The organism is Streptomyces sp. HSG2 (assembly GCF_016598575.1).
Classification (GTDB): Bacteria; Actinomycetota; Actinomycetes; order Streptomycetales; family Streptomycetaceae; genus Streptomyces.
The window spans coordinates 1517363-1531129 of sequence record NZ_CP066801.1; the positions used below are offsets into that span (position 1 = coordinate 1517363).

Here is a 13767-nt window from a genome sequence, read left to right on the forward strand (position 1 = left end):
GGCGATGGACCACACGCAGACCTCCCACGACGGCACGACGGTGACCCCGGGCGCCCAGCGTCGGGTCCTGCTGGTCGAGGACGACCAGACGATCGTCGACGCCGTCGCCACCCGCCTGCGTTCCGAGGGGTTCGTGGTCCGCACCGCGGCCGACGGCCCCTCCGCGGTCGCCACGGCCGAGGCGTGGCGACCGGACCTCCTCGTCCTCGACGTCATGCTCCCCGGCTTCGACGGCCTTGAGGTCTGTCGACGGGTGCAGGCCACCCGACCGGTGCCGGTCCTGATGCTCACCGCGCGTGACGACGAGACGGACATGCTGGTCGGGCTGGGGGTCGGTGCCGACGACTACATGACCAAGCCGTTCTCCCTGCGGGAGCTGGCCGCCCGGGTCCACGTCCTGCTGAGACGCGTGGAACGCGCCGCGCTCGCCGCGGCCACGCCGCGCGGCGACACCCTGCGCCTGGGCGAGCTGGAGATCGACCAGGCGCAACGGCGGGTCCGGGTGCGCGGCACGGACGTGCATCTGACCCCCACCGAGTTCGAGCTGTTGCTGTGCCTGGCCAACACCCCGCGGGCGGTGCTCTCCCGCGAGCAGCTGCTGGCCGAGGTCTGGGACTGGGCGGACGCCTCCGGCACCCGCACCGTCGACAGTCACGTCAAGGCGCTCCGCCGCAAGATCGGCGCGGAGCGGATCCGCACCGTCCACGGCGTGGGCTACGCGCTGGAGAGCCCGCCCTCGTGATCCGAGGACGGGAGGGACACCGGCGGAGCAGGCCGGACCCCTGGGCGGGCGTGCGCCCCTTCTCGGTCAAGACCAAGCTGGCCGCCCTCGTGGTGGCCTCCGTGCTGATCACCACCGGCCTCTCGGTGATCGCCGTCCACACCAAGACCGAGCTGCGCGTGATCACCGTGTTCTCCATGATCGCCACGTTGCTCATCACCCAGATCGTGGCCCACGGCCTCAGCGCTCCGCTGGACGAGATGAACGCCGTGGCGCGCGCCATATCGCACGGCGACTACACCCGCCGGGTGCGCGAGAACCGCCGCGACGAACTCGGCGACCTCGCCGTCACCATCAACCGTATGGCCGACGACCTGGAGGCCCAGGACCGGCGGCGCAAGGAACTCGTGGCCAACGTCTCGCACGAGCTGCGCACCCCGATAGCCGGCCTGCGCGCGGTCCTGGAGAACATCGTCGACGGCGTCACGGACGCCGACCCGGAGACCATGCGAACGGCGCTGGGACAGACCGAGCGTCTGGGCAGGCTGGTCGAGACCCTGCTCGACCTGTCCCGCCTGGACGACGGCGTCGTCCCCCTCGACCGGCGGCGCTTCGAAGTGTGGCCGTACCTCTCGGGGGTGTTGAAGGAGGCCGCGATGGGCGGCTGCGCGCACACGGGCGTACCGGCGTGCGCGTCGGGCGGCCACACGCGCGCCGACGTGCATCTGCACCTCGACGTCACCCCTCCGGAGCTGACCGCGCGGGCCGACCCCGAGCGGCTCCACCAGGTGGTGGCCAACCTCGTGGACAACGCGATCAAGCACAGCCCGCCCCACGGCCGGGTCACGGTCACGGCACGCCCCGGGGCACTCAGGGACTCCCTGGAGCTGGAGGTGACGGACGAGGGTTCGGGCATCCCTCCGTCGGAGTGGCACCGGGTGTTCGAGAGGTTCGACCGGGGCGCGGTCTCCCGTCCGCACGGTCCCGGCAGCGACGGCGGCACGGGGCTGGGGCTGGCCATCGCGCGCTGGGCCGTGGAACTGCACGGCGGCGGGATACGCGTGGCGGAGTCCGAGCGGGGGTGCCGGATAGTCGTGACCCTGCCGGGTCTGCCTCCTATGCCCCATTGACGTAGAGTGCGCAACGGGGCCCGGGTCCGCCCGATGCCCGAACCGCAGGTCGATCCCGACGGGACCGACGTCCCGGCCTCGACCGCGCGGGAGGGCGCGTCGCGACCGGTCGACCCGGAACCCCACTTGTTTCCCGTCGTTTCCGGAACCAAAACGCGCTTCACGATGTGACATACGCGACGAAGAGCGGGCCCGGCCTGACCTTCCCGGCCGATGAGGCGTAGCCTCTATTTCCGCTGTCCATCACCTTGTGAAGCGGAAGAGGGCGGTTGCCGCCGTGTCGCCACAGTCCCCCAGTAACGCATCGAGCATCTCGACCGACGCAGACCAAGCGGGCCGGAACCCCGCCGCGGCGTTCGGCCCGAACGAATGGCTCGTCGACGAGATCTACCAGCAGTACCTCCAGGATCCGAACTCCGTAGACCGCGCCTGGTGGGACTTCTTCGCCGACTACCAGCCCGGGGCGGCCACGCAGACGTCGACGCCCGAGGCGGCCCCGGAGCGGACTGCACCGGCCGCGCCCGCCGAGCCGGCCACGCCCACGCCGGCCGCGGCGGCCCCGAGCACGCCTGCCGCGCCGAGCCCCCCCGCGGCACCTCCGGCCGCCAAGCCGCGAGCCGCAGCCCCGCCCCCCGCGCGGGAGCCGGCCGCGGCGTCCTCGGAGGGACCCGAGTTGGTCACCCTGCGCGGCCCCGCCGCGGCCGTGGCGCGGAACATGGACGCCTCGCTGGAGCTGCCGACGGCCACCTCGGTCCGCGCGGTGCCGGTGAAGTTGCTTTTCGACAACCGCATCGTCATCAACAACCACCTCAAGCGCGCCCGCGGCGGGAAGATCTCCTTCACGCACCTCATCGGGTACGCGATGGTTCAGGCGATCAAGGCCATGCCCGCCATGAACTGGTCCTACCAGCTCAAGGACGGCAAGCCCACCCTGGTCAAGCCCGAGCACGTCAACTTCGGTCTCGCCATCGACCTGGTGAAGCCCAACGGCGACCGGCAGTTGGTCGTCGCGGGGATCAAGAAGGCCGAGACGCTGAACTTCTTCGAGTTCTGGCAGGCCTACGAGGACATCGTCCGCCGCGCCCGTGACGGCAAGCTGACCATGGACGACTTCAGCGGAGTCACGGTCTCGCTGACCAACCCGGGCGGCCTGGGCACCGTCCACTCGGTGCCGCGTCTGATGCCGGGACAGTCGGTGATCATGGGCGTCGGTTCCATGGACTACCCGGCGGAGTTCCAGGGCACCTCCCAGGACACGCTGAACAAGCTGGGCATCTCCAAGGTCATGACGCTGACGTCGACCTACGACCACCGGGTCATCCAGGGCGCCGCCTCCGGCGAGTTCCTGCGCGTCGTGGCCAACCTCCTGCTCGGGGAGAACGGCTTCTACGACGAGATCTTCGAAGCGCTGCGCATCCCCTACGAGCCGGTCCGCTGGCTCAAGGACATCGACGCCAGTCACGACGACGACGTCACCAAGGCCGCGCGCGTCTTCGAGCTGATCCACTCCTACCGGGTGCGCGGGCATGTCATGGCCGACACCGACCCGCTGGAGTACCAGCAGCGCAAGCACCCCGACCTGGACATCACCGAGCACGGGCTCACCCTCTGGGACCTGGAGCGCGAGTTCGCCGTCGGAGGCTTCTCCGGCAAGTCGATGATGCGGCTCCGCGACATCCTCGGCGTCCTGCGCGACTCGTACTGCCGGACCACCGGCATCGAGTTCATGCACATCCAGGACCCCAAGCAGCGCAAGTGGATCCAGGACCGGGTGGAGCGCCCGCACACCAAGCCCGAGCGCGAGGAGCAGCTGCGCATCCTGCGACGGCTGAACTCGGCGGAGGCCTTCGAGACCTTCCTCCAGACCAAGTACGTCGGCCAGAAGCGGTTCTCGCTGGAGGGCGGCGAGTCCGTCATCCCGCTGCTCGACGCGGTGCTGGACTCCGCGGCCGAGTCCCGCCTGGACGAGGTCGTCATCGGCATGGCCCACCGCGGCCGGCTGAACGTGCTGGCCAACATCGTCGGCAAGTCGTACGCGCAGATCTTCCGCGAGTTCGAGGGCAACCTCGACCCGAAGTCCATGCACGGCTCCGGCGATGTCAAGTACCACCTGGGCGCCGAGGGCACCTTCACCGGGCTGGACGGGGAGCAGATCGACGTCAGTCTGGTGGCGAACCCCTCCCATCTGGAGGCCGTCGACCCGGTCCTGGAGGGTGTCGCGCGCGCCAAGCAGGACATCATCGGCAAGGGCGGCACCGACTTCACGGTGCTCCCTGTCGCGATTCACGGCGACGCGGCCTTCGCGGGCCAGGGCGTGGTCGCCGAGACGCTCAACATGTCGCAGCTGCGCGGCTACCGCACCGGCGGCACGGTCCACATCGTCATCAACAACCAGGTCGGCTTCACCGCCGCGCCCGAGTCCTCGCGCTCCTCGATGTACGCGACGGACGTGGCGCGGATGATCGAGGCACCGATCTTCCACGTGAACGGCGACGACCCCGAGGCGTGTGTCCGCGTCGCGCGGCTGGCCTTCGAATTCCGGCAGGCCTTCAACAAGGACGTGGTGATCGACCTCCTGTGCTACCGCCGGCGCGGGCACAACGAGACCGACAACCCGGCGTTCACGCAGCCGTTGATGTACGACCTGATCGACAAGAAGCGCTCGGTGCGCAAGCTCTACACCGAGTCCCTGATCGGCCGGGGCGACATCACGCTGGAGGAGGCCGAGCAGGCGCTCCAGGACTACCAGGGACAGCTGGAGAAGGTCTTCACCGAGGTCCGCGAGGCATCCTCCCAGCCCGGGTCCGCCGAGCACCCGGAGCCGCAGGCGGAGTTCCCGGCGGCCGTGAACACGGCGGTGTCCGCCGAGGTGGTCAAGCGGATCGCCGAGTCCCAGGTGTCGCTCCCCGACCGCGTCACGGTGCATCCGCGACTGCTGCCGCAGCTCCAGCGCCGCGCCGCCATGATCGAGGACGGCACCATCGACTGGGGCATGGGCGAGACTCTCGCCGTCGGCTCCCTGCTGCTGGAGGGGGTGCCCGTCCGACTGTCCGGACAGGACTCCCAGCGAGGCACCTTCGGCCAGCGTCACGCGGTACTGATCAACCGCGAGACGGGCGAGGAGTTCACCCCGCTGCTGTACCTGTCCGAGGACCAGGCACGGTACAACGTCTACAACTCCCTGCTCTCCGAGTACGCGGTGATGGGCTTCGAGTACGGCTACTCGCTGGCCCGCCCGAACGCGCTGGTGATGTGGGAGGCGCAGTTCGGCGACTTCGTCAACGGCGCGCAGACCGTCGTGGACGAGTTCATCTCGTCCGCCGAGCAGAAGTGGGCACAGACGTCGGGCGTCGTCCTGCTTCTCCCCCACGGCTACGAGGGCCAGGGGCCGGACCACTCGTCGGCCCGTCCGGAGCGGTTCCTCCAGCTCTGCGCGCAGAACAGCATGACGGTCGCGATGCCGACGCTGCCGTCGAACTACTTCCACCTCCTGCGGTGGCAGGTGCACAACCCGCACCACAAGCCGCTGGTCGTCTTCACCCCGAAGTCGATGCTGCGCCTGAAGGCGGCGGCGTCGAAGGCCGAGGAGTTCACGACGGGCCGGTTCCGGCCCGTCATCGGGGACGACTCGGTGGACCCGGCGGCGGTGAAGAAGGTCGTCTTCTGCGCCGGGAAGGTCTACTACGACCTGGACGCCGAGCGCCGCAAGCGCGGCGCGACGGACACAGCGATCATCCGTATCGAGCGGCTCTACCCGCTTCCGGGCGCCGAGCTGCAGGCGGAGATCGCCAAGTACCCGAACGCCGAGAAGTACCTGTGGGCCCAGGAGGAGCCTGCAAACCAGGGCGCCTGGCCGTTCATCGCGCTCAACCTGATCGACCACTTGGACCTGGCGGTCGGCGCCGACATCCCGCACGGCGAGCGTCTGCGGCGCATCTCGCGTCCGCACGGCTCGTCCCCGGCCGTCGGCTCCGCCAAGCGGCACCAGGCCGAACAGGAACAGCTGGTGCGCGAGGTGTTCGAGGCGTGATCGACGGGTCCGGCTCGGCGCGATCGGCCGAGTCGGACCCGCCCCGCCCCGTGGGGCCTCTCCCGAGCCGGAGCCCGGGAGGGGCCCCCGCTCGTCTTCGCCGGGCGGGGAGGCGGCGGGCCCCACGACCCGGGATAGCCTGGACCTGTTCGACCACCCGACTTCCGTGCGGAGCATCCGTGTACTTCACCGACCGCGGCATCGAGGAACTCGCCAAGCGACGTGGCGAGGAGGAGATCACCTTCGAGTGGCTCGCCGAGCAGTTGCGCGCGTTCGTCGACCTCAACCCCGATTTCGAGGTCCCGGTGGAACGCCTCGCCACCTGGCTGGCACGGCTGGACGACGAGGACTAGGCGCGTTTCCGACACCGGGCCACTCCCGCGCGACGGGCGCGGCCCACCGGCCGGGGAGCGGGGTTCGACTCGTGTCGACTGGCGGCCTCGCGGCGCCGGCCTTCAGGAGGCGGTCAGCACGATCTTCCCGAAGTGATCGCCGGAGGCCAGTCGCTCGAAGCCCTCCCGGGCCCTTTCCAGGGGCAGCAGCTCGTCGACGACCGGCCGTACGCCCGTCGTCGCGCAGAACGCCAGCAGGTCCTCCAGCTCGTCCTTGGTGCCCATGGTGGAGCCGACCACCCGCAGCTCCAGGAAGAAGATCCTGGTCAGCTCCGCGTGCGAAGGGCGGTCGCCGCTGGTGGCGCCGGAGATCACCAGGGTGCCTCCGGGGCGCAGCGACTTCACCGAGTGGGACCAGGTCGCCGCCCCGACGGTCTCGATCACCGCGTCCACCCGTGTCGGCAGCCGCTCGCCGGGGGCCACGGCCTCCAATGCGCCCAGCTCCACGGCGCGACGGCGTTTGGCCTCGTCCCGGCTGGTGGCGAAGACGCGCAGTCCGGCGGCGCGGCCCAGCACGATGGCGGCCGTCGCCACGCCGCCGCCCGCCCCCTGCACCAGCACCGAGTCGCCGGGGCGCACCCCGGCCTGGGTGAAGAGCATCCGGTAGGCCGTCAGCCAAGCCGTGGGCAGGCAGGCGGCCTCGGCGAAGGAGAGTTCCCTGGGCTTGGGAAGGACGTTCCAGGTCGGGACGGCGACCCGCTCGGCGAAGGTGCCCTGGTAGCGCTCGGTGAGGATGGACCGGGGCTCCTCGGGGCCAACCCCGTGGCCACTCTGGCCGATCACCGAATGCAGCACGACCTCGTTGCCGTCCGCGTCGACACCCGCGGCGTCACAGCCCAGGATCATCGGCAGGCGGTCGGGCGTCAGGCCGACGCCGCGCAGGGACCACAGGTCGTGGTGGTTGAGGGAGGCGGCCCGTACGTCGACGACGCTCCAACCGGGGCGAGCCCGGGGAGCGGGACGCTCTCCCGACTCCAGCCCGGAGAGCGGTCGGTCGCGGTCGATTCTGGCGGCGTAGACGGCGAACATGACCTTGACGATAGGGTCAGCGCGCGCCCACCGAAACCGCCTAACCCTGTGACACACGCCCTCTTTCGCGCGAGCGAGGGGTGATCCCGGGAGGGACCACCCCCGACGCCTCACCGCGGGGCGGGGCGGCTCACCGACGCGCGACGCCCTCGGCCCGCGCCGCCGCCGCGACCGCGTCGGTGACGGCGGGCGCCACCCGCTGGTCGAACGGCGACGGGATCACGTAGTCCGCCGCCAGGTCGTCGCCCACGACGGAGGCGAGCGCCTCGGCCGCCGCGAGCTTCATGCCCTCGGTGATCCTCGAGGCCCGCACCCGCAGTGCTCCGGCGAAGATTCCCGGAAAGGCCAGCACGTTGTTGATCTGGTTGGGGAAGTCCGATCGCCCCGTGGCGACGACGGCCGCGTACTTGTGCGCGATCTCCGGGCGCACCTCGGGGTTCGGGTTGGCCATCGCGAAGACGAAGGCGCCCTCGGCCATGGAGGCGACGGCCTCCTCCCCCACGGTGCCGCCGGAGACGCCGATGAACACGTCGGCGCCTTCGAGGGCGGACTCCAGGGAGCCGGAGATCCCCCCCTTGTTGGTGAACTCCGCCAGTTCCCGCTTGACCGGGGTCAGGTCGCTCCGCTCCCGGGAGACGACACCCTTGCGGTCCGCGACCGCGACGTCGCCGATCCCGGCCCCGACCAGGGTCCTGGCGATGGCGACTCCCGCGGCGCCCGCGCCGGAGATGACCGCCCGCAGCTCGCCCAGGGACCGGCCGCTCAGCCGGGCGGCGTTGCGCAGCGCCGCGAGGGTGACCACCGCGGTCCCGTGCTGGTCGTCGTGGAAGACCGGGATGTCAAGGCGCTCCTCCAGACGTCGCTCGATCTCGAAGCATCGGGGCGCGGAGATGTCCTCCAGGTTCACCCCGCCGAAGGAGGGAGCCAGGCGCGCCACCGTCTCCACGACCTCGTCCACGTCCGTGCAGTCCAGGGCGATCGGCACGGCGTCCACGCCGCCGAACTGCTTGAAGAGGATGGCCTTGCCCTCCATCACCGGGAGGGAGGCTTCCGGGCCGATGTCGCCGAGGCCGAGGACGGCCGTGCCGTCGGTGACGACGGCGACCACCGACGACTTCCAGGTGTAGTCGTGCACGAGTTCGGGCCGCTCGGCGATGGCGCTGCACACCCGCGCCACGCCGGGTGTGTACGCCAGGGACAAATCGTCCTTGTCCCGGACCGGCACGGTGGCCCGCACGGCCATCTTGCCGCCGCGGTGCAGCGCGAAGGCGGGCTCGACGGAATCGAGGGGCTCGGCCCCCGTCTCCCACGTCGTACCGGCGTCGCCGTCGCTGCGAGGGTTGACGATCTCCGCTGCCACTGTGTTGTACCCCTTACGTATTCATGGATTGAGGGTTTGTCCACTCCTGGGTGAGGGGTGGGACGGGACCGCGCGGGCATGGTCACCGATACGTGGGAGCCCCGCGCTTCGGGCGCGCCGCACACGCGCCCCGCGCCCCGGATGAGGGGTGTGAAGAACCTTCTTACCGGACGTCCTCCCTTGGCGACGAGTCCATTCAGTACAAGCTCACATCCCGGACCAGGAACGCCGCACGTCGGTGACATGACTCATAGTCCAACTTCCCGGGAAGCGGCCGACACCTTCTTGACAGTCTTTTGAGCTTCGCGCCAGAGCGGCGCCGACGGTCGGAGATGCCCGCCACACGCCGAGTACACCGAAGATTTTTCGGCCGGAAGGGTGGATTCCCGGAAGCCCCCGGGCGGGATGTACCGAGCTGGTCCGCTTCGCACGGTCGCCCGTTATCCGATTTTGACATCACGAGCCCCCTGAGGGGGGTCGTCCGAATGGCAAGATGCCCTAATCGCACGGGGTCGCGACGCCCGAAGACGCGTGTCCGACCGCCGATCCCGTGTGTCCCGTCGAAGGTCGCCGCGCGCGCCCGTCGGCAGGTCCAGACGCCCGTCGACCCCGACGGGTGTCCGTCCCATCGGCTCCACGCAACCGCCGGAGGAACCCACCATGACCGCAAGCTCCCCCCGTCGCTCGATCGCGCGTACCCGGACCGCCGCGGTCGGCGCGATCGCGGTCGCAGGCGCCCTGCTGCTGACCGGGTGCGGTGACCAGACCGAGAGCGGTGGCGCGGACGGCGGCGACAAGTCCGGCGCGGCGGCGCCGCTCGCCGACCTGTTGCCGGCGTCGATCCGCGACAAGGGGGTCGTCCGGGTGGGCTCCGACATCGCGTACGCGCCGGTCGAGTTCAAGGACGATTCCGGAGAGGTCGTGGGGATCGACCCCGACCTCGCGGCGGCCATGGGCGAGCAGCTCGGCGTGACCTTCGAGTTCCAGAACGGCACCTTCGACACGCTGATCACCGGGCTGCGCTCCAAGCGCTACGACGTCGCCATGTCCGCGATGACCGACACCAAGGACCGGCAGGAGGGTGTGGACCCCGCCACCGGCAAGAAGGTCGGCGAGGGCGTCGACTTCGTCGACTACTTCACCGCCGGTGTCTCGATCTATACCGACAAGGGTGACGACCAGGGCATCGAGACCTGGTCCGACCTGTGCGGAAAGAAGATCGTGGTGCAGCGCGGCACCGTGTCGGAGGACCTGGCCAAGGCCGAGGCCGAGAAGTGCCCGGCGGGCGAGCCGCTGTCCATCGAGGCTTTCGACAACGACCAGCAGGCCCGGATCCGGCTGCGCGCGGGCGGCGCCGACGCCGGATCCTCCGACTTCCCGGTCGCCGCCTACGCGGTGCAGACCTCCGGTGGCGGCGAACACTTCCAGCTCGTCGGCGAGCAGGTGGAGGCGGCCCCGTACGGCATCGCCGTCTCCAAGGAGAACACCGAGCTGCGGGACGCCCTGAAGGCCGCGTTGGACGCCATCATCGCCAACGGCGAGTACCAGAAGGTCCTCGACAAGTGGGGCGTGTCCGAGGGCGCGGTCACCGAGGCCACCGTCAACGGCGGCGCGTGAACACCCCGCGGGCAAGGAAGGGCTACACCCCGTGACTGACGTCGACACGTCGGGCTCCGGTCCGGCCGACACACCGCCCGCCGGACCGGAGGCGATCAAGGCCGTCCCGGTCCGGCACTACGGGCGGTACGTGACCGCAGCGGTGGCCATCGCGCTGCTGGCCGCGGTGGTCTACGCGTTCTCCCAGGGCCGGATCAACTGGGGCGCGATCCCCGACTACTTCTTCGACGACCGGGTGCTGGCCGGCGTGGGCAGAACCTTGCTGATCACCGTGCTGGCGATGGCGATCGGCGTCTTCGGCGGCGTCCTGCTCGCGGTGATGCGCCTCTCCAAGAACCCGGTGACCTCCTCCATCGCCTGGTTCTACATCTGGTTCTTCCGCGGCACGCCCGTCCTGGTGCAGCTCGTGGTGTGGTTCAACCTCGGCCTGGTCTTCCAGTACATCGACCTCGGGCCGGTCTACCGCGACGAGTGGTCCCAGTTCATGACCCCGTTCCTGACCGCGCTCCTCGGCCTGGGTCTGAACGAGGCGGCGTACATGGCGGAGATCTGCCGCGCGGGACTGCTCGCGGTCGACGAGGGGCAGACCGAGGCGTCGCACGCGCTCGGCATCAGCCACGCCAAGACCCTGCGCCGGGTCGTGATCCCGCAGGCGATGCGGGTCATCGTGCCGCCCACGGGCAACGAGGTCATCAACATGCTGAAGACGACCTCCCTGGTCTCGGTCGTGCAGTATTCCGAACTCTTCCGCGTCGCGCAGGACATCGGCCAAACGTCCGGCGCCCCGGCCGAGATGCTGTTCCTGGCGGCGGCCTGGTACCTGCTGTTGACCTCGGTCTTCAGCGTCGGCCAGTACTACCTGGAGCGCCACTACGCCCGCGGCTCCAGCCGCAGCCTGCCGCCCACCCCGCTGCAGAAGATCCGGGCGAACCTGTTCTCGTTGTCCAACCGCACCGGCACGACGGGAGGTGGCACGGCATGACGGCCATGGTCAGGGCGGAGGGCGTCCACAAGTCCTTCGGGCATGTCGAGGTTCTCAAGGGGATCGACCTGGAGGTCGCGCGAGGCGAGGTGTTCTGCCTCATCGGCCCGTCGGGCTCCGGCAAGTCGACGTTCCTCCGGTGCATCAACCACCTGGAGAAGATCAATTCCGGCCGGCTCCACGTCGACGGAGAGCTGGTGGGCTACCGCCAGAAGGGCGAAAAGCTCTACGAGCTCAGGGACAGCGAAGTCGCCCGCAAGCGCCGGGACATCGGCATGGTGTTCCAGCGGTTCAACCTCTTCCCGCACATGACGGCCGTCGAGAACGTCATGGAGGCACCGGTACAGGTCCGGGGCGTCGGCCGGACGGAGGCTAGGGAGCGCGCCATGGGGCTCCTGGAGCGGGTGGGGCTGGGCGACAAGTCCGGGAACTACCCCTCCCAGCTCTCCGGCGGTCAGCAGCAGCGCGTCGCCATCGCCCGGGCCCTCGCCATGGACCCGAAGCTGATGCTCTTCGACGAGCCCACCTCGGCCCTCGACCCCGAGCTGGTCGGCGACGTCCTGGACGTCATGCGCGACCTGGCCGAGTCAGGGATGACGATGGTGGTGGTCACCCACGAGATGGGGTTCGCCCGCGAGGTCGGCGACAGCCTGGTCTTCATGGACGGGGGCGTGGTGGTGGAGTCCGGCAACCCCCGGGACGTGTTGACCGACCCGCGGCACGATCGGACGAAGGCGTTCCTCTCCAAGGTTCTCTGAGCCTCTCGGGGTGTGGGTGGGGGGCGTGGGCCAGTCGTCCCACGCCCCCACCCACACCCCGACCCGAGCCACGCGGTGCGTCCCGGGACGCACGGGCCGCGTCGGCGATCCGGGGCGTCGGGGGCCTCGCCCTCCGCCCCGGGCCCTCGGGCGTCATACCTCGACGCGGGTCACAGCCGTTACGGTGGACCCTCCGTCCGTGCCGCCCGAGCGCGATCCCGCGCCACTCCACGAGGACACCGAGTGCAACTGGACCACTACGCGGACTACGCCGTGCGTCTCGTCAACACCGAGGAGCCGGAGCGGGGCAGGGACACCCTGACGAGCGTCGCCGCCGTCCGCGATCTCTTCCCAGGGAGCCGCACCGCGGCCCGACGCGCCACCGAGGCCGACGTCACCCGCTTCCGCTCGGTCCGCGGCAGGCTGCGGAAGGTGTTCGAGGCCGCCGAGCGCGGTGAGGAGGCCCTCGCCGTGGACCTCCTGAACGCCCTGCTCATGGAGTACCCGGTGAGCCCCCAGGTCTCCGGGCACGATCCACGCGAGGAGGACGGCCGACCGCGGTGGCACATGCACCTCGCCGACCACCCGTCCAACGCCACCGCCGGGTACGCGGCCGTCGCCGCCATGGGGCTGGCCTTCCACCTCACCCGACACGGCGTCGAGCGGCTCGGTGTGTGCGAGGCGTCCCCCTGCCGGAACGCCTACCTCGACACCTCCACCAACCGCTCCCGGCGCTACTGCTCCGACCGGTGCGCCACCCGGGCCAACGTGGCCGCTTACCGGGCCCGCAAACGCGAGGCCGCCGGTCGCGTCGGAGACAGGGGCCGCACTGCCGACAGCGCCCACCCCAACCAGGCCGACGGCGAGCGCTGATCCGTCCTGGGCCGGAACCTCAACCGCGCTCTGCCCAGGACCAGCTCGCGCGGCACGACCCCGTAGTCGGTGCTGTCGCCCCCGGCGTAGGGGTTGTCCGCAAGCACCCACCACCCCGCGCCCCGGCGTTCGACGGCCCGCTTCACGACCAGCAGGTCCTGCTGGAAGGGGTGACGCAGGACCACGATGTCGCCCGGCCGCACCCTGGCTCCCCAGTGCACCAGAAGCAGATCCCCGTGGCGCAGGGTGGGAACCATCGACGGCCCGGTCACCTCGGCGGGTCCGAGGGGAAGCGGCCCGCCGGCCGCCCCGGGCCCCCGCGACGGCTCCGGCATCTCACGCCACCTCCCCGGTCTTCCTCCACAGGTCCGAGTCCGACCCGGACTTTTGTCGTCACCCATTGGGGGCACTCGCGAAAACGACCCTTCCAGAGAGTAGTGTCCCCCCTGAGAAGACGATCACGAGGAAGGACCGCTGCATGCTTTCCCGCCTGTTCGCCCCGAAGGTCACGGTCAGCGCCCACTGCGACCTGCCCTGCGGCGTGTACGACCCCGCCCAGGCCCGCATCGAGGCGGAGTCGGTCAAGGCCATCCAGGAGAAGATGGCCGGCAACGACGACCCGCACTTCCAGGCCCGCGCCATCACCATCAAGGAGCAGCGCGCGGAGCTGGCCAAGCACCACGTGTCGGTGCTCTGGAGCGACTACTTCAAGCCGCCGCACTTCGAGAAGTACCCCGAGCTGCACCAGCTGGTGAACGACACGCTCAAGTCCCTCTCCGCCGCCAAGGGCTCGTCGGACCCCGCGACCGGCCAGAAGGCGCTGGACCACATCGCCCAGATCGACAAGATCTTCTGGGAGACCAAGAAGGCTTGAT

The 13767-nt window shown here is 70.3% G+C and carries 12 protein-coding genes; 9 read left to right on the top strand and 3 right to left on the bottom strand.

Annotated elements, in window-relative coordinates; translation table 11 throughout:
• Positions 1-4 precede the first annotated feature (4 nt).
• The 4 genes from JEK78_RS06095 (at position 5) to JEK78_RS06110 (ending at position 6234) form a co-directional block, all read left to right on the top strand.
• A complete protein-coding gene (locus JEK78_RS06095) occupies positions 5-742 on the top strand; it encodes a response regulator transcription factor (RefSeq protein ID WP_200263084.1) in 738 nt (245 codons plus the stop codon).
• Positions 739-1851, top strand: a complete 1113-nt coding sequence (locus tag JEK78_RS06100; protein WP_200263085.1) for a HAMP domain-containing sensor histidine kinase — start codon at positions 739-741, stop codon at positions 1849-1851. The genes JEK78_RS06095 and JEK78_RS06100 overlap by 4 nt, the downstream gene beginning before the upstream one ends.
• A 277-nt stretch (positions 1852-2128) precedes the next feature.
• A complete protein-coding gene (locus JEK78_RS06105) occupies positions 2129-5881 on the top strand; it encodes a multifunctional oxoglutarate decarboxylase/oxoglutarate dehydrogenase thiamine pyrophosphate-binding subunit/dihydrolipoyllysine-residue succinyltransferase subunit (protein ID WP_200263086.1) in 3753 nt (1250 codons plus the stop codon).
• A gap of 179 nt (positions 5882-6060) precedes the next feature.
• A complete protein-coding gene (locus JEK78_RS06110) occupies positions 6061-6234 on the top strand; it encodes a DUF6104 family protein (protein WP_200263087.1) in 174 nt (57 codons plus the stop codon).
• Positions 6235-6336: 102 nt separating this feature from the next.
• Here the strand turns inward: JEK78_RS06110 and JEK78_RS06115 are convergent, their stop codons facing one another.
• Both JEK78_RS06115 and JEK78_RS06120 read right to left on the bottom strand, forming a co-directional pair.
• A complete protein-coding gene (locus JEK78_RS06115) occupies positions 6337-7302 on the bottom strand; it encodes a zinc-binding dehydrogenase (RefSeq protein WP_200263088.1) in 966 nt (321 codons plus the stop codon).
• A gap of 130 nt (positions 7303-7432) precedes the next feature.
• Positions 7433-8662, bottom strand: coding sequence for an NADP-dependent malic enzyme (locus tag JEK78_RS06120; RefSeq protein ID WP_200263089.1), 1230 nt, complete (start codon positions 8660-8662; stop codon positions 7433-7435).
• 660 nt (positions 8663-9322) lie between these two features.
• On the opposite strand from JEK78_RS06120, the gene JEK78_RS06125 reads away from it, so the two are divergent.
• The 4 genes from JEK78_RS06125 to JEK78_RS06140 all read left to right on the top strand — a co-directional run bounded on the left by JEK78_RS06125 (position 9323) and on the right by JEK78_RS06140 (position 12892).
• Positions 9323-10279 carry an ABC transporter substrate-binding protein gene (locus JEK78_RS06125; protein WP_200263090.1) on the top strand — a complete coding sequence of 319 codons (957 nt, stop codon included), beginning with the start codon at positions 9323-9325 and terminating at the stop codon, positions 10277-10279.
• A 31-nt stretch (positions 10280-10310) separates the two neighbouring features.
• Positions 10311-11261, top strand: a complete 951-nt coding sequence (locus JEK78_RS06130) for an amino acid ABC transporter permease (RefSeq protein ID WP_200263091.1) — start codon at positions 10311-10313, stop codon at positions 11259-11261.
• Positions 11258-12019 (top strand): amino acid ABC transporter ATP-binding protein, encoded by a 762-nt coding sequence (locus tag JEK78_RS06135; RefSeq protein WP_277953063.1) that lies wholly within the window; start codon positions 11258-11260, stop codon positions 12017-12019. The genes JEK78_RS06130 and JEK78_RS06135 overlap by 4 nt, the downstream gene beginning before the upstream one ends.
• A 243-nt stretch (positions 12020-12262) precedes the next feature.
• The gene (locus tag JEK78_RS06140) at positions 12263-12892 is read left to right on the top strand and encodes a CGNR zinc finger domain-containing protein (RefSeq protein ID WP_200263092.1); all 630 of its coding nucleotides are present in this window, start codon (positions 12263-12265) and stop codon (positions 12890-12892) included.
• Here JEK78_RS06140 and sodX read toward each other — a convergent pair.
• The gene (sodX, locus tag JEK78_RS06145) at positions 12796-13227 is read right to left on the bottom strand and encodes a nickel-type superoxide dismutase maturation protease (protein ID WP_200263093.1); all 432 of its coding nucleotides are present in this window, start codon (positions 13225-13227) and stop codon (positions 12796-12798) included. The two genes, JEK78_RS06140 and sodX, sit on opposite strands and share 97 nt — an antisense overlap.
• 143 nt (positions 13228-13370) lie before the next feature.
• Here sodX and sodN point away from each other — a divergent pair, with 143 nt between their 5' ends.
• Positions 13371-13766 (top strand): superoxide dismutase, Ni, encoded by a 396-nt coding sequence (gene sodN, locus JEK78_RS06150; protein ID WP_200263094.1) that lies wholly within the window; start codon positions 13371-13373, stop codon positions 13764-13766.
• Position 13767 lies beyond the last annotated feature (1 nt).